The sequence below is a fragment of the Paenibacillus aceti genome (genome assembly GCF_003614185.1).
Classification (GTDB): domain Bacteria; phylum Bacillota; class Bacilli; order Paenibacillales; family Paenibacillaceae; genus Fontibacillus; species Fontibacillus aceti.
In genome coordinates, this window is record NZ_KZ987724.1 from 1,837,186 (window position 1) to 1,862,873 (window position 25,688).

Sequence of the window (25,688 nt, forward strand, 5' to 3'; positions counted from 1 at the left end):
AGTTGAATAAAAACTATATATTAAATTTTGATAGACGCAAACTGTCATAAGTGTCTGTCATTTCAAATACGAATGAAGATAGTAAAAATTCTTTTATATTGTGTTTGGTGCTTTCGTTACTACGACTATCCACAAACAAGAACCAAGCAAGGTAATTGTCGAGGTACTTCGTAGCCACACCTTTAAAACGATTTATCCATTGTTTCATACGAGAATGTAGACCATTTACATTTTGAAGGTGATATAAGCCCTTAATAACGTGTTTACCATCATTTGATTTAATTCTTTAATGTTCAATACCCTTTTCTTTAGCGTAGGTTTTGTATGCTCTCCAAGCATCTGTAACAAGTACATTATCAGGTGTCAGTTTAGAGCCAATCATAGTATCCACCTTAGTTTTCACAACACGCCCCATACAAGCAATTTTTGAAACAGTTGCTTTAGTGCGGTCTCTGGCAACAAGAAGACATACTTGTTCGTGGCTAATGCCTCTATGTTTGGATTTGCCACCTCTTTTACGAGGTTTGCGTTCCGTTATACCACGTTGACCTTTTTGAGAGTACAGGAAATAGGTCTCGTCAACTTCAACGATACCGTCAAATTGCTCAAAATCCATTTGTTTTAATGCACTTAACAATTGTGTCTCCAAGAAAAAAGCGTAACCCAAGTAACCCCTATGATTTCGGCAGATTTTCGCAGAGAATAGCCTTTGAACATACAATCAACAAATATAATCCATTCGTCACCTTTTCGAGTGCGGTAAAGAACGGTATTCGTTGTATCAGTAAATGTTTTACTACAACACTTGCAACGATAACGTTGGCGACCATTATACTTTCCAATCTGCCAGAGTAATTTGTCGCGGCATGTAGCACCTCTTTTTATTTAATTTCCGTCACTATTCCACCTTCCTACTTATCTCCTCAAGCTTGCGGTTCATTTCAGATACGGATTCCTGTAGTAACTCCATCTTTCTCAAGCCTGCATATTGGTTACCGATGATTCCTGAAAATCCAACAATTAATACAAAAGTGATTAGAATTAACAAGCAGACATCCCCTCTCGACTGTAGATGATTTTTCACTCTGATTCGTAGATTAATTTCCTCAGCTTCTCGCTAGTCTTCTCTGAAATCGTATAGCCATGCTCCGTATCGGGTAAATGCACAAGCAGCCCTCTTTGCGAATCCGTATCTTCAATATTCAAGTGGTATTGCTTGCTACTTCCGTCCTTCATCTCCAATGTCATTAGAAAGATTGCACCATAATCAAGCACGCCCTCCATCTGAGCAGCATGATTTAATGCCTCCACAAATAATCTAATGGACTCCTGATCCTCGAATACCTTCTCAGTAAAAGGCATGTTCTCCCTCTCTAAGCAAATCTGAATACACTCCAACGAGACGCTACTAATATCTTTCGCATTGAGGCGAGCGGCGACTTGTGTCGTGCAACCCGTATTCACGATCATCATGAGCAAGACGGGCATAATCAGAAAATTTCTGAATTTTATGATACTTCATTCCTCCTTTTTTCTAACGCAACTAGATGCCTCTATTTCCACCTTTTCGACTAAGCAGGTCCTAGCTGCCTCAATTTATCCTTGATAAACGGCTGAGTGCTCTCCGGCACTTCCGATAATCCGAAAAATTGGGCCTCCAACACTTCCTCGCCATCTGGTGTAATCTCACCCGTAAACTGCGTACATATATAGTTGATGATGACATTATAGTATTCATGTCCATTTCTTAGCTTGGTAAAGAGCTCTTTTCCGGAGAATACGCCTTGAAGCTGGAGTCTCCCCAATTCCAAACCAATCTCTTCTTTTACTTCTCTCGCAATACACTCTTCAACGGATTCTCCAAGCTCCATCAGGCCTCCCGGAATTCCCCAGGTATGATCTTGATACTTCACTAACAATATCTGTCCATATTGATTAATGATTGCGACGCTAGGTCTTACCAAAATAAGCGGCTGATTACCCACCAACCGTCTCAAATCCTCTACATATCCCATAGAAACCTCCACTTATATATTGAAATGCCTCCACCAAACGCCGGCACATTCCGGTACAGTTGTCCATTGCTTCTCTTTAATCCTATCTGTGATTTCCTGACCAAAGAAAAAATCTGTTTTATCCACCGCTTCACTGACACTATTAAAACGATAGTCCATTCTGATCCAGCGATAATCGAAACCATACCTCTCTTGTAATAAGGCATAATAAGGAGTCAAAAACTCGGGCGGGTTAGGTGCTTCAACCCCTGTCCCCATCGTCTCAAAAATGATGATGCTCCCTCCAGGCCTTAGCACTCTTTGAAGCTCTGTCATAATCAAATCGAGATTTTGTGGCCAATTCGTATTTTCCGTTCCGGTTAGATAGCAAATGCTCCAGCCTGAAACAATCAGATCGACGGAAGAGTCGGGCAAAGGAAGCTCTCTATGATCCGAGACCACCGTCTTCCAATTCAAAGGATATTCACTTCTCCTTAATTTATGATCCAATCTATCGAGCATCGGTCGGGAAATATCTGTACATACCAGGGATTTGGCCGTTGGAGCGATTATAGTAGATAGCCTCCCGCAACCTGCTCCTAGATCCAGTACATCCAGGCCTTCAAAAGGTCTTATTTCACGAATTACATCCGATAAATCGGGTTGACAGCTGACCATTGCATCATATAATTCCGCTTGTGCGATATAGACATCATCCTGATGTGACATTTGATCTTACCACCTCTTTACATGTTGTGCGTTAGCGATACTGCCGTTCGGTGCTGTGTATTACATTAATAGATGCAAATATGCAATTATTCTCGGAAAATAGGACTGTGATTTAAGAATAGTTGCGAATATACAACTATTTCCTCACTTAGGCCTCGTTCGAGAGAAAAACCATCCGAATAGTTGTATAAAAGCAGCTATATCCTCAAAGGTGGGCATGGAGTCCCCATATAGTTGTATTTAAGCACTTATATTATGTACGACGTCCCCTATACCACAAACGTTGCAGCAATGAGCTAAATACTTGCGACAATCAACAACTCATATTTGCAGTTTTCGAGCTTCTGCGGGAATGCCTAGGCAAGGGGCCCAAGGCTGTGCCGTTTAATACTTGCTTCCAGACACGCGGCAAATAAAAAGACAAATCGTTATTAGTTCTAGCGATTTGTCTCGGGTGCTCCGCAATGCGTTAATTATTTATGTGATGTCTGTGCTGTAATAAGCTTTGTAAGCCTGATACCTTCTGATACCTGTTATTTTCCCCCTCTGCAGTCCCGTTAAGATTTTCCGCCCGATATCTTCCCTAGCAAATAAATCAGCAACTGTTGATTGTGGGTCGAAATGCGATCAAGAATACCGTTAAGATACGTATTCCGGATAGAGACACCGCGCTCAAGCTCTTCCTTCCCTTTGTCCGTAATGGATACCCAGACGATCCGTCGATCCGTCTCATCACGGTCGCGGCGAATCAGCTCGCCACGTTCCATGCGATCCAGCAGCATCGTAACCGCAGCAGGTGTTGTGGACAGGAACGGAATAAGATCCGAAGGCTTCAAGCTCTGAAGCTCCTGCTGACTCATGACCTCCAGAACGCTCAATTGCGATGTCGTCAAAGAGGGCGCAAGATTATCCTCCATATGAGTCTGAAAATCTTTAACGATCTTTCCAAGCAATCTGGCAAATTCCTCTGTATGCAATCAGATCCCTCCCCAGGTCGTGCATCAATAAATGGCCTTAAATTCCCTGGCTTAACTCTTTCTATGAGTTAACTAATCTAATCATGACCCACTCGCTAATAATATCAGGTGTAAGTAAATTTCGACATCCATTTTCAAAATCCTGCCATAGAAGTCCTCAACATCACTTATTACCTATCAAAAACACAAAAAAGGCCACCCATCCACGGGCAGCCCCTCCAATATATCTATTGAAAATAAACCCCAAAATGCTCATGATACAAACAAACTCCACCTAGCAGACAAAGCAGAATTCCTACATTAAAGCTTACCGATCAAATGTCTCCAATTCAGAGGGTCAGCGAGTTTCCCCTGCTGAATTCCAGTGATCGTATCATACAGTCTGCCGGAAATTTCGCCAGTATTGCCTCCGTTAATCTCGATGCTCTGTTCCTCCCATTTCATCGCGCCAATCGGAGAGATCACAGCAGCCGTTCCGGTGCCGAAGGCTTCCTCCAGTTTTCCTTGCTGATGCGCCTCGAACAGCTCCTCGACAGAGATCTTACGCTCCGTCACTGGAATCCCCCAATGCTTCAGCATCATAATTACCGAATCCCGGGTAACGCCGGGGAGAATGCTGCCATTTAGCTCCGGTGTAATCACTTCCCCAGCGACCTTGAAGAATACATTCATACTACCGACTTCCTCAATATACCGCTGCTCCACGCCGTCCAGCCACAATACCTGTGAATAACCTTGACGCTTCGCTTCCTCCTGCGCCTTAATACTCGAAGCATAGTTGATCGAGGTCTTGGCCTCGCCTGTCCCGCCGCGTACCGCCCGTACATATTGATCCTCTACATAGATCGATACAGGGGCCAGACCACTGGAATAATAAGCTCCTACTGGCGACGTAATGATGATCAGCTTATATTCCTGCGATGCGCGTACGCCAAGACATGGCTCGGTGGCGATGATGAAGGGACGGATATACAGCGAGTTCTCTACCCGCTGCGGAATCCAGTCATGATCGATCTCTACGAGCTTGCTGATCGCCTGCAGCAGCCATTCAGGCTCCACCTGAGGAATTCCTAATCGGTCACAAGACCGATTCATACGGCGGATATTCATGTCCGGCCTGAACAGAATAATGTCTCCCTCCGCTCCACGGTAAGCCTTCATGCCTTCGAACACTTCTTGTCCGTAATGAAGCACCATCGCTGATGGATCCAGGCTTATCGGCCCATAGGGAATAATTCTCGAATCATGCCAGCCCTTCTCCGACGAGTATTCCGCAACGAACATATGGTCACTAAAATATTTGCCGAAACCGAGTTCATCTTCATTCGGCTTATGCTTCGGCTGATTGGTTCGAATTACTTGTAGCTGTTCCATTTCGGGCGCTTCCTTTCTTAGGTACGATAGTTATTGTTATTAACTATAGCGATTAAATCTATATTGATCAATAATAGGGTATCGATTATAATCATAGAAATTATCTATCAATAAAGGGGATCCTATCAATGGAACATCGGTTACTGGAATATTTCCTGGCTGTTTGTGAGGAGCTTCATTTTACCAGGGCGGCTGAGAAATTAGGCATTACCCAACCCACCTTAAGCCATCAGATTCGGCTGCTGGAACGTGAGCTGGGAGCCCCGTTATTTCACCGCAGCGGGAAGAAGATAACATTGACACAGGCTGGTCAGATCCTGCTCGGTCATGCCCATCGCGTCATTAACGAGCTGAAGCTGGCCCGACAGGAAATCGATGAATTGTCCGGATTACAAAGAGGCAAGCTGCGCATCGGCTGCTCCGGCAATCATCTGTTGACCGATGCTCTCGTTGCCTTCCACCGCCTCTATCCGGGCATTGAACTGACGGTCACTGAACTGGCGACCGAAGAGACGAGAGAGGGATTGCTCCATAATTATTTGGATGTCGGCGTCGTCTTCCTCCCCTTATTCGATGAACAGCTAGCTTACCGCCCGCTTTATGAGGAAGAGCTCGTCTTAGTGATATCAAGCCGCCATGAATATGCGGCCTGTCCCAGCATAAACATCCGACAACTGGCCGAGTTGCCGCTAGTGCTGTTCCCGCAGAAATTTCTAGTCCGGCAAATGATCGACTCCGCTTGCGCCGAGCTGGAAATTCAATTGAAGCCGGTCATGGAGCTGTCCACCCTGGAATCCCAATTACATATGGCCGAGCAAAATGTGGGGGGCACGATTCTACCCAAATCCTATATTGCAACCATCGATCGCCGTCGTGTCGCCATCATCCCGTTATCCTCCCCCGCCCCGCGAAAAAAGGTAGGGCTTGTCTACCGCAAGGATACGTCGATGAATCCCATCATCAGTGCTTTTATCGATCATTTAATCCATTTCTGGCCTAGCAATAAAAAAGAACCTTCATCTCCACCCCTGCAATAGGACGGATTAGAAGGTTCTTCATTTTGATTAAGGAGTAATTAGCAGATCGACGATCTCATCCTGCTTCTCCACATGAGCCATAATTCTGCCGATAGATTTGCGCTCAGCAAGCGGCGCCGACTCGGAGCTGAAGCTGTAGGTCTGGCCTTCCCGAGTTACGGCAAGCACTGTAATTGGCTCTTTGCAATGGAAGCCGCCTGCGATCCGGCTGCCGTTCGGCTTAACCCGCTTGCCTTCCTTGAACTCAAAGGTCTGGACGCCCTTACCTCCGCGGCTCTGCAGCGGATAATCAAGCAGCAGACTGCGCTTCGCATAACCCAAGTCAGAGACAACGAGCAGTTCGCCCTCATCGCCCTCAACCCATAGCGCGCTGACGACTTCATCGTCTTCCTTGAGCCCGATTCCTTTCACACCAGCCGATACCCGGCCCATCGCATTCACTTCATTCTCAGCAAAGCGGATAGCCATGCCCTGCTTCGTCAGCAGTAATATATCCTGATTGCCCCGACTCACCTGGACAGTAACAATCTCATCCTCGCCCGCTACCTTACAGGCCGCTACCGCTGTCGAACGTTTTGTCTCATAATCCTTCAATTCCGTACGTTTCACTTGACCACGCTTCGTAACGAATACAAGACTTACCCCCGGTTCATCGAAGGACTTAAGCGGAATCGCATTCACGATGTAATCCTCTTTGGCTAATGGTATCACGTTCACGATCGCCGTTCCGTTGTCCTTCCATTTGAATTCTGGAATCTGATGCACCGGCAGCAGGAAGTATTGACCTCGCTGGGTGAAGAGGAGGATATTCTGCAGCGTATCCACATCGAGCACATGCTTGATATAGTCGCCTTCCTTCACCCCGGAGCTATTCCGCTCACCGCCAGAGCGAGTGAACGAGAGCATGCTCGTCCGCTTGATATACCCTTCATTGGACAGGGTCACCAGCACATCCTCCTGCGCGACCATAACCTCAAGGTTCACCTTAAGCTCCTCTACCTTGCTCTGAATTTCACAGCGGCGGTCGATCCCGTATTTATCGCGGATCTCCAGCAATTCCTTCTTGATCAAGGCGACGAGCTTCTTATCGCTCTCCAGAATACCGCGAAGTACAGCGATTTTCTTAATAATATCATCAAGCTCTTTCTGCAGCGAAGTAATCTCCAGATTGGTTAAACGGTATAATTGCAGAGTCAGGATGGAGTCGGCTTGCCGCTCTGTGAATCCAAACATCCATTGCAGATTGTTCTGCGCATCCTGGCGATTCTTCGAAGCCTTGATCGCCGCGATAACTTCATCAAGAATATTCAAGGCCTTCACCAGACCTTCGAGCACATGGGCCCGATCCTCCAGCTTCTCCAGCTCATACTGCGTCCGGAACGTCACTACCTCGCGCTGGTGAGCGATATAAGCCTCCAGAATCGCCTTTAGTCCAAGCTGACGCGGCGCCTTGTTCACAATCGCTACCATATTGAAATTATAAGTTACCTGCAGATCGGTCTTCTTCAGCAAATAAGCGAGAATCCCCTGAGCATCGGCATCCTTCTTCAGCTCGACGACGATCCGCAGCCCGTTCCGTCCGCTCTCGTCGCGAACTTCAGCGATCCCGTCTACCTTCTTCTCCAGCCGGATATTCTCCATCGCCGTGACCAGACGGGATTTAACAATCTGATACGGAATCTCTGTGACGATAATCTGTTGCTTACCACCGCGCAGATTCTCGATTTCTGTCTTGGAACGCAGATAGATACGGCCTTTCCCGGTGCGATAGGCATCACGGATGCCTTCCTCGCCCATAATAATCCCGCCGGTCGGGAAGTCCGGTCCCTTCATATAGGACATGATCTCCTCCAGGCTGAGCTCCGGCCGCTCCATCACAGCTATAGAAGCATCGATCACCTCGCGCAGATTATGCGGCGGAATCTCTGTCGCGAACCCCGCCGAAATCCCGCTTACCCCATTCACGAGCAGATTAGGATAGCGGGAAGGCAACACAACAGGCTCCAATGCCGAGTTATCAAAATTGTCCTTGAACGGAACCGTCCGCTTCTCAATATCGCGCAGCAGCTCCATCGCGATCGGTGACAGCCGTGCTTCCGTATAACGCATCGCCGCCGCTGGATCATCATCCTGGGAGCCCCAGTTGCCGTGACCATCGACCAGCACATGCCCCATCTTCCACGGTTGAGCCATCCTGACCATGCCATCATAAATCGATGCATCGCCATGCGGATGGTAATTCCCCATCACATCGCCGACCGTCTTGGCCGACTTGCGATAAGATTTGTCTGGCGTATTGCCCGAATCATACATCGCGTACAATATCCGACGCTGAACCGGCTTGAGCCCATCGCGCACGTCAGGAATGGCGCGATCCTGAATTATATATTTGGAATACCGGCCGAAGCGATCGCCGACGACTTCTTCCAAATAAGCCGGTAAGAAATTCTCCAACATGCTCAAATCAAGTCACCCTCTATTCCTCATACTCCGTAAAATCGACGTTCTCTACGATCCAGCGTTTACGCGGATCAACCTTATCCCCCATCAAGGTGGATACACGCCGCTCCGCCTTAGCGGCATCGTCAATCCTCACCTGCAGCATCGTGCGGCTCTCCGGATTCATCGTCGTTTCCCACAGCTGTTCCGGATTCATTTCCCCAAGTCCTTTATAGCGCTGCAACTCGAAGTTTTTACCGAATTCCTTCAAATAATTCTGTAGCTGCTCATCGGTCCAAGCATATCGAACCGTCTCCAGCTTACCAGAGCGCCTTGCGATCTTATACAGCGGAGGCTGGGCAATATAGACCCGGCCCGCATCGATCAGCGGCTTCATATAACGATAGAAGAACGTAAGCAGAAGCACCTGAATATGCGCTCCATCCGTATCGGCATCGGTCATAATAATGATCTTCGCATAATTGCTGTCCTCGACAGCGAATTCCGTGCCGATGCCCGCACCGATCGCCGCAATAATCGACCGATACTCATCATTCTTCAGAATATCGGCCAGCTTGGCCTTCTCCGGATTCATCGGCTTCCCCTTCAACGGCAGAATCGCCTGATATTTAGAATCCCGGCCCTGCTTCGCCGAACCGCCAGCGGAGTCCCCTTCGACAATGAATAATTCATTGCGAGCATAATCCTTCGACTGCGCCGGAGACAGCTTGCCGCCAAGATTCGTGCTCTCGCTGCGCTTCTTGCCGCTGCGCATCTCATCTCGCGCCTTACGGGCAGCTTCCCGCGCCTTGGAGGCTTGAACCGCCTTCTTGATCAGCACCTGAGCGATCTGCGGGTTCTCCTCCAGGAACAGCGCCATCTTCTCGGATACGACGGATTCCACCGCACCGCGCGCAGAAGCACTACCGAGCTGATCCTTCGTCTGACCGACGAATTCCACCTCAGACATCTTCACGCTGATGATCGCCATCATCCCTTCGCGCAGATCATTACCGTCCAGATTTTTATCTTTTTCCTTCAGGATTGCAGTCTTCCTCGCATATTCGTTCATCGCGCGGGTGTACGCCGTCTTGAAGCCCGTCTCATGCGTACCGCCGCCGCGTGTTGGAATCGAGTTAACAAAGGACACCAAGGTCTCTGTGTAGCCTACATTGTATTGCAGCGCCACCTCGACCTCGATCTCATCCCGCTCCGCATAGAAATGGACCACATCGTGCAGAACATCCTTGCCATCATTCAGAAATTCGACGAATTGACTCGCGCCGCCCTCGTAAAAAAACTCGTCGGAGCGGTCGGAACGCTCATCCTTCAGAGTCACCTTCAGACCCGAGTTCAGAAAAGCGATTTCCTGTAAACGATCCGCGAGCGTATCATAATTAAGACCGATTCCATTCGGGAACACCCGAATATCCGGCTTGAACGTTACCTTCGTGCCGGTCTTGTTCGTATTGCCGATAATATCAAGGCCCGTCACCGGCTCCCCGACATGCTCAACTCCTTTTTTATCAACCCAATACTCGAAGCGCATACGATGTATCTTGCCATCACGGTAAATTTCCACTTCCAGCCACTCGGATAGAGCGTTCGTTACAGACGCGCCCACACCGTGCAGCCCTCCGGATTTCTTATAGCCAGAGCCGCCGAACTTCCCCCCGGCATGCAGGATCGTATATACCACCTGTGGGGTAGGAACACCGATCTTATGCATCCCGGTCGGTATACCACGGCCGTTATCTACTATAGTTACAGAACCATCCTTGTTCAGTGTAATATCGATCTTGGAACAAAATTTGGCCAAATGCTCGTCGACAGCATTATCCACAATTTCCCAGACCAGATGATGAAGTCCCGACGAGCTCGTACTGCCAATATACATTCCTGGCCGTTTCCGTACTGCGACAAGCCCTTCGAGCACTTGAATGTCGTCCGCGTCGTATCCCGAAGTTTCACTTCCGGAAGTGATGCCGGAAGCTGCTTCGAATAAATCGATTTGTTCCGCCATTCATGCTCCCCCTTTTACTTTCGATATGTAGCCATTTGAACAACCTCTAATATACTACAAATGCAAACAAATGTTTTCTTATCCTTGTCCATTTTAATTCAAGATATCCTGTTTAGTAAAGACAAGGAACGAGACGATTGTAGAACAAGCTGCCCAAACCGCGAGAACAGCGAGTGAAAAGCCAAGCGTCATGCCCTCGATCGGAGCCGGTGTTCCCGATAAATAGTTCGTAAGACCGAGATTGACCATGAACAGGTATTTGGCGCTCGTCCAGGCTGAAGCCATATTGCTGAGAATCGTGCCCGCGATCAGCGCCGCCATCATTATGACGATGCTCGCAGAGGTGCTGCGCACCAGCACGGACACCATGAACGCCAGCATTGCAACCGTGATGCCCACGAACCAGATCAACCCCGCTTGCATACAGATATACTTCCACTGTGGAACGGCATGGACATTCGACATGTCTACCTCAGAGCCATTGAGCTGGAAGCCGCTGAATACCGGAAGCTGAAAGCCGCCATAGCCAAAAAATAACCCGGACACCAAGTAACATACCAGCAGCGTAGATACAATGATCAGCGAGACGAACATAATTAGAGTGATCAATTTACTGAGTAATATTTTCCACCTTCGCACCGGTCGCGTCAGCAGCATCTTGATCGTTCCGGCCGTACGCTCTGAGGATACAATATCCGAGGCCACTCCCATGATCAACAGCGGAATGAACAAGGTGGAGGCATTATTCAAAAATTCGCGGGTAAAGGTTACCCCGCCCGACTGAATCGGATTTACATCATGCTCCAGATAGTATTTCATCTGCTCGATATATATTTTGCGATACTTCTTCCACTCTTCGGGGACGCGGTCGCTGCCCAAGGAATTCTGATTGTCCGTAATCGCCTGCTGGACCTCCCTGCGCCAATCGGCACCGAATTTCTCCCGCTTTGTGGTCGATTCCCGCATCTGGGCATAAGCGAACATCGGAACAAGTACGATCAGGACGAGCAGTACCACATAGAACCGCTTCTTCTTGATCATCTTAATCGTCTCATTCTTCACTAACAGCAGTAAACTATTCAACGCCTTCACCATCCGTCATCTCAAGGAACAATTGTTCCAGTGTAGGGATTATCTTCTGAACTGAGCGGACCTGTAATCCAGAGTTTACTAGGCGAGGCACAATATCAGCGACGGCATCCGCCTGCATCTGCGTTACGATCGCCCTGCTGCCAAAACCGGCGATAATCGCATCGTCCAGCACCTCATCCGCATTCCTGATTATACTTATTCCCAATTCTTGCAGCATTTCTTCGCCTGCAGAGGAGGGTTCAAGCTCCCAGACCACATACCCTTTGCTGGTATCGATCAGTTCATTCACAGCTCCTACCGCAAGCACCCGGCCACGGCTAATAATTGCGACACGGTCGCATAGGACTTGAATTTCGCTGAGCAGATGGCTGGAGACGAACACTGCCAGTCCTTCCTTCGCCAAACGGCGGATGAAGCTGCGCATCTCCTTGATTCCCTTCGGGTCAAGCCCGTTCGTCGGTTCATCGAGAATCAGCAGCTTAGGTCTGCCGAGCAGAGCCTGAGCGATTCCAAGACGCTGCCGCATTCCTAGCGAATACGTCCGCACTCGATCATGGATGCGCTGGTCGAGACCGACCAGATCCACGACCTCCTGAAGCCGCCCGGCATCAATCCCGGGCATCATCCGCGCGAATTGCTCCAGATTCTCCCATCCGGTCAGATACGTGTACACTTCCGGGTTCTCCACGATCGATCCCACTAGGCCGAGCGCCAGCTCCGGCTGCTTCTGCACATCGTATCCGCATATCGACACCTGTCCTTCCGTCGGCCGGATCAGATCGACCAGCATGCGGATCGTCGTCGTCTTCCCCGCTCCATTCGGGCCGAGGAAGCCGAAGATTTCCCCGGCTCGCACTTCGAACGAGACATCCTGGACAATCCAGCGCTTGCCGATCCGTTTCTTCAGATGCTCCACCGACAGAATAATTTCATCATTTACCTGAGTTCCATGATGCATCGCTTATCTTCTCCTCCTTAGCCTAGTTCAGCGCGATGCTCTGCACAATCCGCTCTGCAATCATCTGATAGCCCTCGCCATTCGGGTGGAAGTGGTCACCGGATAAATAACGGTCCAGGTTATTCGTAAACAAATCATAGGTAGGGACGACAATCGTACCTTGGTATTGATTCATTGTGTCCAATACATTCGTGTTCCAATGGGCAACAGCGCGGTCCCCGGCCTCTCTCATATCCTTCAGATCAGCAAAAGGATTATACAATCCAACATATACCAGTTGGGCATCCGGATTGATCTCCCTTAATTTCTTGACGATTTGCTTGAAATTCTCTCCTGATGCCGCCACCGCTGCATCCATCTCCGCCGCACTCGGAAGCTCCCCGCTGTTCTTATAGCCGTGCGCCCCGGCGAACAGATCATTGCCGCCGATGGACAGAATAATGATTCCGGCCTGCTTGAGGCCATATTGAACCCCCGATTCATCCAGCATAGGCAGTAGCGCTTTCGTCGTCAGTCCATTGATGCCAAGATTATTGATTAACTGGGACTCCTTGTCCTTTTTCGTTAATAGCTCTACCGTCCTGCGGGCAAAGCCCTTGCCAGTATCATCGCCAGTGCCCTTGGCGAGCGAATCACCGATCGCGGTCAAATCATAAGGCGCCGCCGCTGCAACAGACATTTGCACACCGGTCTCGGGCTTGGCCTTGCTCGCCTGGTTTGCGGGAACCGTCATATCATAGACGGCATATAAGAAACCCAAGATAAGCAGCAGTGTTGACACCGCCGAGAGCAGGCCGGTGATGCGCCATATTCGCGACGATTTATTCATGATCGTATCCTCCTGTGTATGCCTGAATCTGTGTATCCTGAATCCAGGATCCCATCCCTTAATAATCTAACCAACTTATGTAAGATCTGTACATGCCAGTGACGGAAACCAGATCATAAATGCAAATATACAACTATTTTCGGGCTATAAGCCCCCATCCGAGGATATAGCTGCTTTTATACAACTACCCGGACGGATTTTCCGCCAATTTCGAGTTTAACCAGGAATTAGTTGTACTTACGCATCTATTTTCTTGTTAGATCCCCTGTTACCGGCAAATAAGTGTTTTTCAGCAACTATCTATAAACATAAAACTTCCTGAACAAAGATGCAAATTCCATTCCCAATAAAATTCCAATTGGCAAACAAAAAGCCCGGGAATCTGTCCCAGGCAATCCGTTCCAAAAATGAAATTTAAAGTTCCCCCTTCATCCCTTCCAATATAGCAGAGATCCTGCGGCGAAGCTCATCGACTGCCGCCTTATTCAGCTCATAGTTCTCCCGATACTGCTTCATTACGGCCTCAGCACTCTTCTTCTCGGACAGCGCGCGGAGAGCGAACTCTTCATTATGAGCCATGGCCGCCATTCGGGCCTGACGGATACGCCGGTTGACGAAGGCCTGCTGTTCTGCGAAGAGCCGCTTGAATTTCCGCTCCTGAGCGCTACGCTCCGCAAGCTCCCTCTCCATCTCGTCCAGCTCAGTCTGTAGCACATCGATATATTCTAATGCCATTCAACAGTTCCTCCCTGCCATAATTTATTTCTGTACTGATATGTATGCATCATCGCAGCGTTAGATGGCAGTAAAAAAGAGCCACGGTCTTCCACCATAGCTCTTCTGTCTTCATATTCATATTGAGGGGACTACTTGCCGATAAACTCTTGCACCCAATAGCCGTTATAATAGCCTACGCCGATCAATTTGTATTTGGGATTGAGGATATTGGCACGATGACCGGGGCTGTCCATCCAATCTTCAACAGCCTCTTCCGCCGAGCGCTGTCCCTTGGCGATATTCTCACCGGCGTAGAGATAAGTGATGTTATAAGCATCCATCATGTCGAATGGGGAGCCATATGTCGGCGAAGTATGCTCAAAATAATGGTTTCGATACATATCGACTGCCTTATCCTTAGCCATCTTCGTTAAATTCGTGTGGACGATCAAGGGTTCCAGACCAGCCGCAGCCCGTTCTTTATTCACAAGCGCGACCACCTGGGCCGCTCGTTCCGCTTGAACCTGCGCGAATACCGCAGCCATGCTTTTTCCGGCCGCAGCAGCGCTCACCGTCTCATAACCAGCAGGTACTACCGCTAATGATGCTGCCAGTACGGAGAATATCAAGCCCATTTTCGCAACCTTCAGCTTCATTTTTTTCAATGATACATCCCCTCCTCAGCAGGTTAATCTTCTCTGGAAAATAGTCTCTTTTATTCTAACATGCCTGCCCGTCACTTGCATGGGAATATGTTGGAAAAAATCGCGAACTTTGCCGCATATTCCCGCATCCTCTGTCTATGAACCTACTAGCCCTCCTGCAAGCTCATAAATTACTAGGATCAGCTTCTTATTACGACCTTAGTCTAGTTTAATTTCCGCCTTCGGACCATTTCGCTATTCCACGTGAACGATTACCATGGTAATATCAAATGGAAACCTCATTTGTAAATACCTAACTTATCAATTAGAAAATGGCGGTTGAAAAATGATGAATAACACGAAACAAATCTACATTCTATTAAGTAACCCAAAGACAATCATTACGAAAATGATCGGTGTATATACGAAAGCTCCTTTTAACCACGCTTCTATAGCTTTTGACCCGCAATTGCGAGAAATGTACAGCTTCGGCAGGAAGCATCCTATGATTCCTCTGATCGGAGGATTTGTAAAGGAAGATATCTATTCGGGAATATTTGAACGTGCTACATGCGCGGTATATAGCTGCACCGTCAGCGAAGCAACCTACAATAAAATGAGGAATTATGTCCGTAAGTTTGAAGAGAATAGCGAGCTATACAGCTATAATTTTCTCGGTTGTCTGGGCGTCATGCTCAATATGGAATTCGGACGGAGAAACTCTTACTTCTGCTCACAATTTGTGAGCGCTGTCTTCGAGATAGCAGGGCTTCAGCTTTGCGGCAAATCAGCGGCACTAACGACGCCGGATGACCTGTCCACCTGCTCTATGCTCAAGCTAGTCTTCCGCGGCTCGCTTGTCACCTACCGAAAGACCTGCTATGAACAGCCCGATAGATCTGCTCTAGAGCCCTCACATCTATATGCGGCCAATTGATATCATCGACAAATAACCCGGCTCTTACCTGAGCCGGGTTTCATTATGCTTGCACATAGCTAGTTTATTATTATAATGTCTTGCTAAGTCTGCGATACCCGGAACATATGAAGCCCATACGTTCGTAGAATGATTTGGCAGACAGGCTGTTCTCACCCATGATGGACAGGAACAATTGGGAACTACCGCGATCCTTAGACCAGGATTCCGCTTCAGACATAAGCCGTTTACCGATTCCATTGCTTCGATGATTCTCATCTACGATCATCGCGATGATCTGGGTAATAGGTCGGTTCATATCATGCGTCTGATACTGCTTCAAGAAGATCGTACCGCGTACCACTCCATCCACCTCAGCTACCAAGCTATGATGCTGTTGATTGTTCTCCAACATACGCAGGCGCTCTTTGAGCACACTAAATGTTGTTGGATAACGAAGCTGTCGCATCAGCGGAAGCAAATGATGAACATCGTCAATGCAACCCTTCCGAATGATTAACGCAGGAGCACACACCTGACTACTCAATTTGACCATACCACCTTTAATAGACTTGCCGCTTGTTTGGCGCGGCTGCGGGCCGTTTCAACATCCTCTGCTGTGCTCAGGGCAACAGCCATACGTCTTCCCGGCTTGCTGAGCGGTTTACCGAATACTCGAATTTGGGTTCTCGGTAAAGCGAGCGCTTTCTCCATTCCTGCGATTTGGAAATCCTCACCTTCCCGGTCTGACTTCAACGTCGCCGATGCACCCGGCGCCAAGAGCTGAACTGCGGGAATCGGAAATCCGAGAATCGCCCGAACATGAAGCGCAAATTCTGACAGATCCTGCGTTACCATCGTCACCATTCCCGTATCATGCGGTCTAGGCGACACTTCACTAAAGATTATGCCATTCTCTGTCACGAATAATTCTACACCAAATAGCCCATATCCGCCAAGCGCATCTGTCATTTTTTGTGCAATTTCCTGCGCTTCCAGAAGCTGAGCTTCATTCAAGAAATGAGGCTGCCAGGATTCAACATAGTCTCCATCCTTCTGAATATGCCCGATGGGCGGACAAAATAGAGTTCCGGACGCACAGCGGACGGTTAACATCGTAATTTCGCTAGTAAAAGGCACAAAAGCCTCGACAATAACGCGCATCTTCTTGGCACGCGCGCCTTCAAGCGCGGCATTCCAGCATGCCTCGACATCCTCCGCCCGGCGGCAGACGCTCTGTCCCTTCCCGGATGAGCTCATCAGCGGTTTAATCACGCAAGGGACACCGATCTCGGCGACAGCGGTCTGCAGTTGCTCCAGACTGTCGGCAAATTGATATCTCGCCGTCGGCAAGCCAAGCTCCTCAGCTGCCAATCTGCGAATTCCCTCGCGATCCATCGTCAGTAGAGCGGCTCTTGCGGTTGGAATCACCTTATAGCCCTGCTGCTCCAGCTCCACCAGCACAGGGGTTGCGATCGCCTCGATCTCCGGGACAATCAGATCCGGTCCGACTTGCACGATCAATGATCTAAGCGCTTCTCCATCCAGCATATCAAGCACATAAGATTCATGAGCAACCCCCATGGCAGGAGCATGGTCATACCTGTCAACGACGATCGTACGAACGCCGAGACGCTGCGCCTCAATGACTACTTCCTTGCCCAATTCTCCTCCGCCAAGCAGCATGATGCTCTTGGCATGTTTAGATACTGGCGCACCCCACATGAGTCCAGAATCCCCCCTGAAAATTTGAAAGTTATTATTACCATTCTATTTTCAGGTTTTCAAACTCATAATGCAATAGCTAGAGCCGTAGTCCAGGTATGATTTTTGAATAAGTTCGACAAATTTCTACATATAGCGGAATTGAGCCTCGACCAATCCGCAATAAATTCCCTTACGTTCCATTAATTGTTCGTGGTTCCCGACTTCCTGAATTTCACCATGATCCAGCACGATGATTTTGTCCGCGCTGCGGATCGTTGACAGACGGTGCGCGACCATGAAGGAGGTTCTCCCCTTCAACAGCACCTTCAGCGCATTCTGGATCTTCACTTCCGTCTCCGTATCGATGCTCGCGGTCGCTTCGTCAAGGATAAGAATGCGCGGATCGGCCAGCAGCGCCCTTGCGAAGGACAGCAGCTGCCGCTGTCCCATCGACAGCGCGTTGCCCCGCTCCTCGACCTCGGTATTGTAGCCTTTAGGCAGCTTCATGATGAAATCATGGGCGTCCACCGCCTTCGCTGCCGCTTCAATCTCTTCATCGGTCGCATCCAGACGGCCAAAGCGGATATTGTCGCGGATCGTGCCGGAGAAGATGAACGTATCCTGGAGCACGATCCCGATCTGTTTACGCAGGCTCTTCACCTTAACATCACGGATATCATAGCCGTCAATCAGGATCTCCCCTTGATTGATGTCATAGAAGCGGCTGAGCAGATTGATGATCGTACTCTTGCCTGAGCCGGTATGACCGACCAACGCGATCGATTGACCCGGTTCCGCTTGTAAATCGATGCCTTTGAGCGCCGGGCGCCCCTCCTCATATTCGAAGACGACATGTTTGAAGCGGATGTCTCCCTTAATCGTCGGAAGCTCAACTGCCCCCGGTTTATCCGCGATATCCGGCTCCTCGTCCATGAATTCAAAGATACGCTCTGAGGAAGCCATCGCCACGAGCAGCTGATTATACATTTGTCCCATACGGTTGATCGGCTCCCAGAAGTTGCCGACATAGTTACTGAAGGCAACGAGCAGACCGATGGTCAGCTGTCCCTGCTGGATCAGATGCACACCGAGGATGAACAGAATGAATGTACCGACTCCGCCGGTGATATCGATGAGCGGTCCGAACATCTGGTTCATCGCCGAGGCCTTATCCCATGATTTTTTGCTATCGCCGTTCATCACATCGAAGTACTGAATATTCTCATGCTCTTGCGTATAAGCCTGGGTAACCCGGATGCCCTGAATCGACTCATTCAAGTGGGAGTTGATGCGCGAGTTCTTCATCCGTACTTCCTGCCAGGCGATACGAATCTTGCGCCGCAGTCGGGTCGAGATCAGGAACATCACCGGCACCGTGATCATCACGGCCAGGCCGAGCTTCCAGTTAATCAACAGCAGGATGACGACGATCCCGGCCAATTGAACGCAGTCGATCATCAGATTGACGACCCCGTTCGTGAACAGATCCTGCAGGGAGTTGACGTCATTCGTCACCCGAACCATGACAGAGCCGGCTGGACGCTTATCATAGAAATTGAACGACAGCTTCTGAATATGACGGAACAGATCTGAACGGAGGTCGTAAATGACCCGCTGCCCGATCACATTCGTGTACTTGATGCGATAGACCCCTGAAGCCCATTGAACGATATATAGAACAACGACGAGAGCTGTTAAAATATATAATAGCGTTAGACTGGTCGGTCCATCCTCGGGAGCGATCGCTTTATCGATCGCCAGACTCGTTAAGAACGGTACGGTCAGCTTCGTCACCGTTCCGAGAATCGTCATCAGAATGACGGGTGGCAGCATTTTCCGGGCATAGGGCTTCATATAGCTGAACAAGCGGCGGAACTGCTGCCAATCAAATGCTTTATCGATAATCTCGTCGTCCTGGTATACAAATCGATCCTCGATCTTCGTCTTAACCTTGCCCTTCGACTGAGGCTTTTGCTTCCATGTCTGTGTCTCGGTACCCATGTGTTATGCCTCCCCTCTCTTCGTGCTGGACTCTTCTCTTGCCAAATGATCGGCATATTGAATCCGGTATACATCCTGATAAGGGCCGGGAACCTTAATTAATTCATCATGCGTTCCCTGTTGAACAACTGAGCCTTCATCCAATACGAGGATCTCATCGGCATGCCGTAGTGAAGAGATCCGATGGGCGATAATGAAGGTCGTACGCCCGCGCATAACCTCCTGGAAGCCAGCCTGAATCTCCTGCTCGGTCTCCATATCGACCGCACTGGTCGCATCATCGAGGATGAGGATCTTCGGATTCTTCAGCAGCGCACGTGCGATCGCTATCCGCTGCTTCTGTCCGCCCGACAGCCCCATGCCTCTCTCGCCGACGACCGTATCATAACCGTCCGGCAGCTCCATAATGAATTCATGTGCCTTGGCCAGCTTGGCGACCCGAATCACTTCATCCATGGACACCTCACTCATTCCGTAGCAAATATTGTTACGGATCGATGAGGAGAACAAGAAGGTCTCCTGGAACACCGTAGCGATCTGATGACGCAAGCTCTGCACACTCAACGTACGGATGTCATGACCATCCAGCTCGATGCTGCCTTCATTAACATCGTAGGCGCGCATCAGCAGCTGTATGATCGTCGATTTACCGGACCCCGTCCCGCCGAGGAAACCGACCACCTTGCCCGGAGGCGCCTCGAAGTTGATATCTCTGACCGCCGGAAGCTTGTTGCCATAGGCGAAGGTGACATGCTCGAACTTCACTTCACCCTTCACCTCATCGGCAGACAGCTCGATCGCGTTTTCCATATCCTTTACATCGATTTTATGATTGAGAATCTCAAGCACCCGTTCCCCGGAAGCCTTGGACTGGGTATAGTTGTTAATGTGGAACCCGAGTCCCCACATCGGCCCGATAATGAACCAGATCAGGCTGAAGAAGGCGACCAGATCACCGAGAGACAATTGCTCCTTGACGACAAGCGTACCGCCCACCGCTAGCAGAACGGCCACGCTGATCGAAGCGAGCAGCTCCATCGCCGGGAAGAATTTGCTCCACAGCGTGGCGGCGAAGATCTGGTTGTTCTTGTAGCGCTCATTGCGATGTGAGAATTTCTCTACCTCATACGGTTCGCGGGCGAACGCCTTCACAGTCCGCACTCCGGTAATATTCTCCTGGACCGCTGTCGTCAGCGAGCTCAAGGCCAGCCGCATTTCCTGGAAGGCCGGGTGAATCTTCGATTCAAATTTCAGGGCGATCCCCGCCAGGAACGGAATCGTGATCATCGTGACCAAGGTAAGCTGCCAATGAATAGACATCATGACAGCCATACCGAAGGTAACCATCAAGACCAGATTCAGTAATTGCGCGAAGCCGAAGCCGACGAAGTTGCGGATCGCCTCAAGATCACCGGTCAGCCGGGACATCAGGTCCCCGGTCTTCGCCCGGTCATAATAACGGAATGATAGAAATTGCAGCTTCTCATAGCAGGCATTGCGCAGCCGATAGGCCAGATAATTGCCCAGCCTGCCGCCGAAGAAGCCATGCAGGAACTGCAGGAATGCTTTGACGATAACTACACCTAGTGCAGTGAGGGCAATGCCTAGTACGAGATCATATTGCTGCTTACGAATTACATCATCAATCAGCTTCCTCAATAGAAGCGGATAGACGAGCCCTAACGCTGTTGCAGCCGCCAGGCATAGCATCGATAATATTAAATAGTGACGCTTCTCACGATAATAGATCGAGAGTTGCTTCAGAATGTCCATGTCATTACCTCCAAGCAACTTAGGACATCATTGTAAAAGATCGTTCCGAAAAAATCGCTCAAGCCCTTCTCTTCTTACGGCTTATATCCGCCGCCGCATATTCGAGCAGCCCTAGTGAATTTCCCGAACAATACTATAAAGAATACGCCTAAGTCTTTAGCCCATTTGAAATTTTATTGATCTGCTCTTTGTCTCTGTTCTCTCTTTCTCTACATTTCTATTGGCTTTTCGACAGTTGCTATCTCTTACATTTTCTAATCCTGCTTGAGGTCATTACTTAAGGCTTGCAGCTCTGCTGTCATTTTGCGCCAGATCGCTGCCTCCTCTTCTCCTTCACCTTCTGTTAAACCAGCCAGTCCTTGCTCCCATTCCTCCCATTGCAGATTAAATCTTGCCGCTAATGCTGTAATGTTCCGAACCATTTGCAGACAGTAATCATCGCTTAAGCCTTCCTCGATTCTGTCTACAGCCTCCTTCAATATGCCTGCCAAAGGTTCTTCGACCGCTTCACGCAGCCGCTTTCTTCCTCCACCCTCAAAAAAGGATTTTGGATTTTTAAAATAGGGCCAGAATTCAGCCGTATTTAACTGTAGTTCATGCTCTCCCCGAGCCGCTTCAGGAGTAATCCATTCCGAATGCGACTCCCTATTCAATGCCGGTAACAGTGCCAATTGCTGCTGCAGCTGTTCAATCCAGCCCTCGCCGGCCTCTTGAAGCCAGGCAGTGCATTTATTCTCCATACGCAAGCAAGTGACCTGAATCTCCCGCTTCAGCTCAAGCGACAGAGAGGATAACCATTCATGCATCGAAGCCGCAAATTTCCGCTTCATATCGCCGCCATCCTCCTGCAGCAGCACCGGATGGAAGAACTCGGTGAATAGATCTCCGGCAAGCAGGCGCAATCTTTGCCGGACATGGTAGAGCAACTCCGATACCTCCTGACGGATCTCCGCCGCCTTATCCTTGGCAGTCAGAGCAGCGAGCTGTTCCTGGAACACCTGCTTATCCTGACGCAATCTCTGCTGCTGCAATTGGCGTTCTTCCCGGCCCTGCGCCAGAGTCGCCGACCATTGCTCGGCCTGAAGGATCACCTGCTTCAATTCGCGTTTAGCCGTCTGTACGGCCAAGCCTGCCAGGTCATTTCCTAGAAAATGAAAGAATACCCGTTCAAATTCCAAGAATCCGGAGGCAGTGAATTGCTCTGTATCTCCCGAGCCTTTGGCGGTGAGCGCCTTCAGGCTGGATAGCGGATAAATCTGCGGCGCTTCCACACCAGCACCGCGCAGACCGTCCTCCACATGCTCCACCACGGACGCAAGCTCTGCGGACGTAGCCGCCAGGTCGGCGGCGTTGACGATAAAGAACATTTTATCCAGGGCGAAGCTGCCTTTGACCCGGCCCAGATGGGCCAGAAATTGCCGGTCAGCCCGCGAGAAAGCATGATTATAATAGGTCACATAGATCAATGCATCACAATTCTTCATATATTGAAAGGTTACGCCGGTATGGCGGGCGTGAATCGAATCCGCGCCAGGCGTATCCACAATGACAATTCCCTGTTCTGTCAGCGGGCAGGAATAGTACAGATCCATGCGCTCCACGAAGCAGGCCTTGCTCTCCACCGACACATAGGAAGCGAATTGCTCCAGGCTGGCGATCTCAGCGCTGCCCAGCTTGGAGGAGCTATGCTCCCAGCCCGCGGCCGCAGCCTTCAGGAAGCTGTAGTGGGCTCTCCCCGGCGCCGGGACATCCAGCGCCTTCAGCTTGCTGACCTCCGCGATCCAGGTCCGCTCCTTCCACGCTCCTAATTGCAGCGCTTCGAAGGAAGCGGCCAAATCCTGCTGCATCGCCTCCAGGGTCTTGAACCTAATCCTGCCGGTCCCATGCTCCATCCCGTCCTCGGGTGCGAGGATGCGATTGATCGCCGCGGTCGTCGGATGCGGCGATACCGGCAGGACGCTGGCGCCGAGCAAGGCGTTGGCGAAGGAGGATTTGCCGGCGCTGAACGCTCCGAACAGCGCCACCGTGAAGCAGCCGCGCGCCAGCCCTGTAGCGCGGCTGCGCAGCTCCCGTACCCATGAGCCGAAGGCCGGGTACGGAGCCAGCTTGGCCGCGGCGGCTTCTAGCGTAGCCGCGGCCTGGGTCAACCGCTGCAGGCCTGTGGCCGCAGCAGCGGGAGCCACCGCCCGCGCGGCCGCAGGCGCGCCAGGCGGTGCCGGCGGCACCGCTCGCGCGGGCAGCTCCTGGTCCCTCACCTCCGGCAGAATGCCCGGAGGGAGGGACGGGGCGGCACCGCACAGCGCTATGAGCTGTGCGGTGCGCTCGCTGGCGGCGCTACGCTGCGCCTCTAGCTGCGCAGCGGCCGCGGCCCGCGCCAGCAGCGTCTCGCGCTGCGCGGCCAGGCTCTGCCGCGCCTCAGCCAGGCGCGGCGCCAGTTCCGCCAGCAGCCCGTCGGCGAGGCCGAGGGCTGCCCTCTTGTAGCGGCCGCATATTCCGGCCGCCACCTCGGTAGCGTAGCGCAGCGTGTACTCGCCAGAGAGCAGCGCGCCCTCCTTCACTGCCTCCGTAATCCACGCTTCCTCCGGCTGCGGCAAGCGCTCGCCGAGCTGCTGCTCCCATCTCGCATCCCAGGCGTCAAACTGACGGCCCAGCTTGCGAAGCAGATCGCGCACATGCCAGTCTACCTGCGCAGCCGTCTGCTCCGTCAGCTTCTCCATGAAGAAGGCCTTGCGCCGTTCCTGCTCGCGCTGCGTCTTGCCACGCTGGAACAGAAGCCCTGTCTTGAAGCCCGGCTGGCGGCTCTCCAGATACGCTTCTGCCGCGCTGCGCAAGGACGGATTCATAATATAGGAATTATTCAGTAGCGAGTCGAGCTCGGCGGCCCACTGCTGATGAATCCTCTCCTCATCGCTGCGCTCCGCCTCCTGCTCAAGCGTGGACAGCTCCACCGAAATCGATTGCAAGCCTTCCTCACCGCCCGCCAGTTCCAGCAGCTCTTGCTCCTGCTCTTCTCCGTCCGCCTTCCTCCGCGCGATGAACTGCTCCGCGCCGTGCCGGATCGAGCAGTTAATGCTGTATTCCAGCAGCTCCGTACGATGCTGCTGCAGCTCGATAATCGTCTCTTGCAGGCGATCCAGCATATTCAGAGGATGATCCAGTTCCTTCAATGAAATATGGAACACCCCGGCCGGAGCTATGCCCCATAGCTGGAAGGCCTGCTCAACCGAACGATAGTAATCGGCGAAGGATAATTCATTCTCCTGATGCTTATCGATTTGATTGACCACCAAATAGAGCGGTTTTCCCCAATCAGCCAAGCGTCTGGCAAAAGAAAGATTACTCTCGGACAGCACATGATTATAATCCATTACATAGAATACGACATCCGCCAGATGCAGCGCGGAATTCGTAGCTACCGTATGAGCAGCTTCTCCCGAATCGACACCGGGGGTATCGAGCAGCACCGCGCCATTCTCCAGCAGCTTCATTTCATCCCATATTTCAATGAGTGCATATGTACTTCCATCTCGGCAATACTCGTCTAGTCCGGCCGGTGAGAGCGTTATGACTTCCTTACTGCCACCCGCTTCGCTCGCGGCCTTGGTGAGCCTGATCCTCGGCGCTCCGTCTCGAAGTGCGGCTATATTCGCCGTCGTCGGAATCGGCCCTGATGACAGTACCTGCTTGCCACAGAGCATATTGATCAAGCTCGATTTACCGGCAGAGAAATGGCCGCAGAAGGCCAGTGTCAATTCATCCGCTGCCAGCTTATGCAGGAGATCTTCGATTTCTCCGGAGGCTACTCCATCAGCTTGGCTCGCATACCACTCACCAAGTCGGACAAGGCGTTCTTGCAGGCCGCGGCCCTGTCTATCTGTAATCGTTTCCATTGAAAACTCTCCTTAGTTATTGAAAGTTCGCAGAAGAGCCGCTTCTCACTCCCTGTTCATCCAACCTTCCCGGTACTGGAAACCCGCTTTCTCGAACTCTCATCATTTATCCATTTGACTCTATCCCTTTCGAAATACATACATTTTACCCTACCTGCTCAGTACATGGAAGCCTTCATTTGCAATTGATCTAATTTATATATGAGTTTCTTCGTTTATCCGTATAAATTGAATAGGTTACCGTCCAAGCAAGCTCCAAAGCTGCAAATATGCAGGTTTTTACATGTGAAATCCTCTATTCTTAGGAAATTCCTGCAAATCTGCAGGCTTTCCCACCCTTTTCTAAGAAATCAGGACTGCCTGGAGAAAATAACTGCATTATCGCAGGAATATACTCTCCCGGAACGAAATAGTTGCGAAATTCCTGCATTTTTGCAGGCATTGTCGAAACCAGGACTGCTCAGCAAACGAACTACCGTCTCCTCCTCTAGCTCCCTAACCCTAACTGACCCTATTATCGTGACAATGCCGCTCCTATGTTCCGCTAGACTCGATCAGCCCATGTTTTACAGTAACTAGCTCTCTGTT

Annotated in this window: 19 protein-coding genes and 1 pseudogene; 2 read left to right on the plus strand and 18 right to left on the minus strand. The window is 50.3% G+C overall.

Annotated elements, in window-relative coordinates; translation table 11 throughout:
- Nucleotides 1-13: 13 nt before the first annotated feature.
- The 6 genes and pseudogenes from BFJ94_RS08075 to BFJ94_RS08100 all read right to left on the minus strand — a co-directional run.
- Nucleotides 14-840: pseudogene (locus tag BFJ94_RS08075) on the minus strand (IS1595 family transposase); the annotation flags it as partial.
- A gap of 240 nt (nucleotides 841-1,080) precedes the next feature.
- Nucleotides 1,081-1,362: a YhfM domain-containing protein gene (locus BFJ94_RS08080; RefSeq protein ID WP_120462199.1), complete on the minus strand. Its 282-nt coding sequence runs from the start codon at nucleotides 1,360-1,362 to the stop codon at nucleotides 1,081-1,083.
- Nucleotides 1,363-1,571: 209 nt separating this feature from the next.
- Complete coding sequence (locus tag BFJ94_RS08085; RefSeq protein ID WP_120462200.1) at nucleotides 1,572-2,015, minus strand: NUDIX hydrolase; 444 nt, start codon at nucleotides 2,013-2,015, stop codon at nucleotides 1,572-1,574.
- Nucleotides 2,016-2,027: 12 nt separating this feature from the next.
- Nucleotides 2,028-2,723: a class I SAM-dependent methyltransferase gene (locus BFJ94_RS08090; RefSeq protein ID WP_120462201.1), complete on the minus strand. Its 696-nt coding sequence runs from the start codon at nucleotides 2,721-2,723 to the stop codon at nucleotides 2,028-2,030.
- A gap of 557 nt (nucleotides 2,724-3,280) precedes the next feature.
- Nucleotides 3,281-3,700: a MarR family winged helix-turn-helix transcriptional regulator gene (locus BFJ94_RS08095; RefSeq protein WP_120462202.1), complete on the minus strand. Its 420-nt coding sequence runs from the start codon at nucleotides 3,698-3,700 to the stop codon at nucleotides 3,281-3,283.
- Between the two features lie 300 nt (nucleotides 3,701-4,000).
- On the minus strand, nucleotides 4,001-5,074 hold the full coding sequence (locus tag BFJ94_RS08100) for a branched-chain amino acid aminotransferase (protein ID WP_120462203.1): 1,074 nt from the start codon (nucleotides 5,072-5,074) through the stop codon (nucleotides 4,001-4,003).
- Between the two features lie 128 nt (nucleotides 5,075-5,202).
- On the opposite strand from BFJ94_RS08100, the gene BFJ94_RS08105 reads away from it, so the two are divergent.
- Nucleotides 5,203-6,111 (plus strand): LysR family transcriptional regulator, encoded by a 909-nt coding sequence (locus BFJ94_RS08105; RefSeq protein ID WP_120462204.1) that lies wholly within the window; start codon nucleotides 5,203-5,205, stop codon nucleotides 6,109-6,111.
- 27 nt (nucleotides 6,112-6,138) lie between these two features.
- Here the strand turns inward: BFJ94_RS08105 and gyrA are convergent, their stop codons facing one another.
- The 7 genes from gyrA to BFJ94_RS08140 form a co-directional block, all read right to left on the minus strand.
- Nucleotides 6,139-8,574: a DNA gyrase subunit A gene (gene gyrA, locus BFJ94_RS08110; protein WP_120462205.1), complete on the minus strand. Its 2,436-nt coding sequence runs from the start codon at nucleotides 8,572-8,574 to the stop codon at nucleotides 6,139-6,141.
- Nucleotides 8,575-8,587: 13 nt separating this feature from the next.
- Nucleotides 8,588-10,573: a DNA topoisomerase IV subunit B gene (gene parE, locus BFJ94_RS08115; RefSeq protein WP_120462206.1), complete on the minus strand. Its 1,986-nt coding sequence runs from the start codon at nucleotides 10,571-10,573 to the stop codon at nucleotides 8,588-8,590.
- Nucleotides 10,574-10,666: 93 nt separating this feature from the next.
- Nucleotides 10,667-11,656, minus strand: a complete 990-nt coding sequence (locus BFJ94_RS08120) for an ABC transporter permease (protein ID WP_120465148.1) — start codon at nucleotides 11,654-11,656, stop codon at nucleotides 10,667-10,669.
- Nucleotides 11,649-12,623, minus strand: a complete 975-nt coding sequence (locus tag BFJ94_RS08125; RefSeq protein ID WP_120462207.1) for an ABC transporter ATP-binding protein — start codon at nucleotides 12,621-12,623, stop codon at nucleotides 11,649-11,651. The genes BFJ94_RS08120 and BFJ94_RS08125 overlap by 8 nt, the downstream gene beginning before the upstream one ends.
- A 22-nt stretch (nucleotides 12,624-12,645) precedes the next feature.
- Complete coding sequence (locus BFJ94_RS08130) at nucleotides 12,646-13,452, minus strand: GDSL-type esterase/lipase family protein (RefSeq protein ID WP_120462208.1); 807 nt, start codon at nucleotides 13,450-13,452, stop codon at nucleotides 12,646-12,648.
- 414 nt (nucleotides 13,453-13,866) lie between these two features.
- Nucleotides 13,867-14,187 carry a PspA/IM30 family protein gene (locus BFJ94_RS08135; RefSeq protein ID WP_120462209.1) on the minus strand — a complete coding sequence of 107 codons (321 nt, stop codon included), beginning with the start codon at nucleotides 14,185-14,187 and terminating at the stop codon, nucleotides 13,867-13,869.
- A 131-nt stretch (nucleotides 14,188-14,318) separates the two neighbouring features.
- On the minus strand, nucleotides 14,319-14,825 hold the full coding sequence (locus tag BFJ94_RS08140) for a CAP domain-containing protein (protein WP_120465149.1): 507 nt from the start codon (nucleotides 14,823-14,825) through the stop codon (nucleotides 14,319-14,321).
- Nucleotides 14,826-15,159: 334 nt separating this feature from the next.
- Between BFJ94_RS08140 and BFJ94_RS08145 the strand changes: the two genes are divergently transcribed.
- Complete coding sequence (locus BFJ94_RS08145) at nucleotides 15,160-15,750, plus strand: C40 family peptidase (protein WP_229717142.1); 591 nt, start codon at nucleotides 15,160-15,162, stop codon at nucleotides 15,748-15,750.
- A 70-nt stretch (nucleotides 15,751-15,820) separates the two neighbouring features.
- Here the strand turns inward: BFJ94_RS08145 and BFJ94_RS08150 are convergent, their stop codons facing one another.
- The 5 genes from BFJ94_RS08150 to BFJ94_RS26050 form a co-directional block, all read right to left on the minus strand.
- A complete protein-coding gene (locus BFJ94_RS08150; protein ID WP_229717143.1) occupies nucleotides 15,821-16,285 on the minus strand; it encodes a GNAT family N-acetyltransferase in 465 nt (154 codons plus the stop codon).
- Nucleotides 16,273-17,454, minus strand: a complete 1,182-nt coding sequence (purT, locus tag BFJ94_RS08155) for a formate-dependent phosphoribosylglycinamide formyltransferase (RefSeq protein ID WP_120462211.1) — start codon at nucleotides 17,452-17,454, stop codon at nucleotides 16,273-16,275. Before purT ends, BFJ94_RS08150 begins: the two co-directional genes overlap by 13 nt.
- Before the next feature lie 126 nt (nucleotides 17,455-17,580).
- Nucleotides 17,581-19,437: an ABC transporter ATP-binding protein gene (locus BFJ94_RS08160; protein WP_120462212.1), complete on the minus strand. Its 1,857-nt coding sequence runs from the start codon at nucleotides 19,435-19,437 to the stop codon at nucleotides 17,581-17,583.
- A gap of 3 nt (nucleotides 19,438-19,440) precedes the next feature.
- Nucleotides 19,441-21,210, minus strand: a complete 1,770-nt coding sequence (locus tag BFJ94_RS08165) for an ABC transporter ATP-binding protein (protein WP_120462213.1) — start codon at nucleotides 21,208-21,210, stop codon at nucleotides 19,441-19,443.
- Between the two features lie 254 nt (nucleotides 21,211-21,464).
- Nucleotides 21,465-25,100: a dynamin family protein gene (locus tag BFJ94_RS26050; protein WP_120462214.1), complete on the minus strand. Its 3,636-nt coding sequence runs from the start codon at nucleotides 25,098-25,100 to the stop codon at nucleotides 21,465-21,467.
- Nucleotides 25,101-25,688 lie beyond the last annotated feature (588 nt).

Excerpts from the sequence above, each read along its gene's own strand:
- BFJ94_RS08080 (WP_120462199.1), bottom strand. The coding sequence starts at position 1,362 with ATGCCTTTTACTGAGAAGGTATTCGAGGATCAGGAGTCCATTAGATTA.
- BFJ94_RS08085 (WP_120462200.1), bottom strand. The coding sequence starts at position 2,015 with ATGGGATATGTAGAGGATTTGAGACGGTTGGTGGGTAATCAGCCGCTT.
- BFJ94_RS08090 (WP_120462201.1), bottom strand. The coding sequence starts at position 2,723 with ATGTCACATCAGGATGATGTCTATATCGCACAAGCGGAATTATATGAT.
- BFJ94_RS08100 (WP_120462203.1), bottom strand. The coding sequence starts at position 5,074 with ATGGAACAGCTACAAGTAATTCGAACCAATCAGCCGAAGCATAAGCCG.
- BFJ94_RS08105 (WP_120462204.1), top strand. The coding sequence starts at position 5,203 with ATGGAACATCGGTTACTGGAATATTTCCTGGCTGTTTGTGAGGAGCTT.
- parE (WP_120462206.1), bottom strand. The coding sequence starts at position 10,573 with ATGGCGGAACAAATCGATTTATTCGAAGCAGCTTCCGGCATCACTTCC.
- BFJ94_RS08125 (WP_120462207.1), bottom strand. The coding sequence starts at position 12,623 with ATGCATCATGGAACTCAGGTAAATGATGAAATTATTCTGTCGGTGGAG.
- BFJ94_RS08130 (WP_120462208.1), bottom strand. The coding sequence starts at position 13,452 with ATGAATAAATCGTCGCGAATATGGCGCATCACCGGCCTGCTCTCGGCG.
- BFJ94_RS08135 (WP_120462209.1), bottom strand. The coding sequence starts at position 14,187 with ATGGCATTAGAATATATCGATGTGCTACAGACTGAGCTGGACGAGATG.
- BFJ94_RS08140 (WP_120465149.1), bottom strand. The coding sequence starts at position 14,825 with ATGAAGCTGAAGGTTGCGAAAATGGGCTTGATATTCTCCGTACTGGCA.
- BFJ94_RS08145 (WP_229717142.1), top strand. The coding sequence starts at position 15,160 with ATGATGAATAACACGAAACAAATCTACATTCTATTAAGTAACCCAAAG.
- BFJ94_RS08150 (WP_229717143.1), bottom strand. The coding sequence starts at position 16,285 with ATGGTCAAATTGAGTAGTCAGGTGTGTGCTCCTGCGTTAATCATTCGG.
- purT (WP_120462211.1), bottom strand. The coding sequence starts at position 17,454 with ATGTGGGGTGCGCCAGTATCTAAACATGCCAAGAGCATCATGCTGCTT.
- BFJ94_RS08160 (WP_120462212.1), bottom strand. The coding sequence starts at position 19,437 with ATGGGTACCGAGACACAGACATGGAAGCAAAAGCCTCAGTCGAAGGGC.
- BFJ94_RS08165 (WP_120462213.1), bottom strand. The coding sequence starts at position 21,210 with ATGGACATTCTGAAGCAACTCTCGATCTATTATCGTGAGAAGCGTCAC.
- BFJ94_RS26050 (WP_120462214.1), bottom strand. The coding sequence starts at position 25,100 with ATGGAAACGATTACAGATAGACAGGGCCGCGGCCTGCAAGAACGCCTT.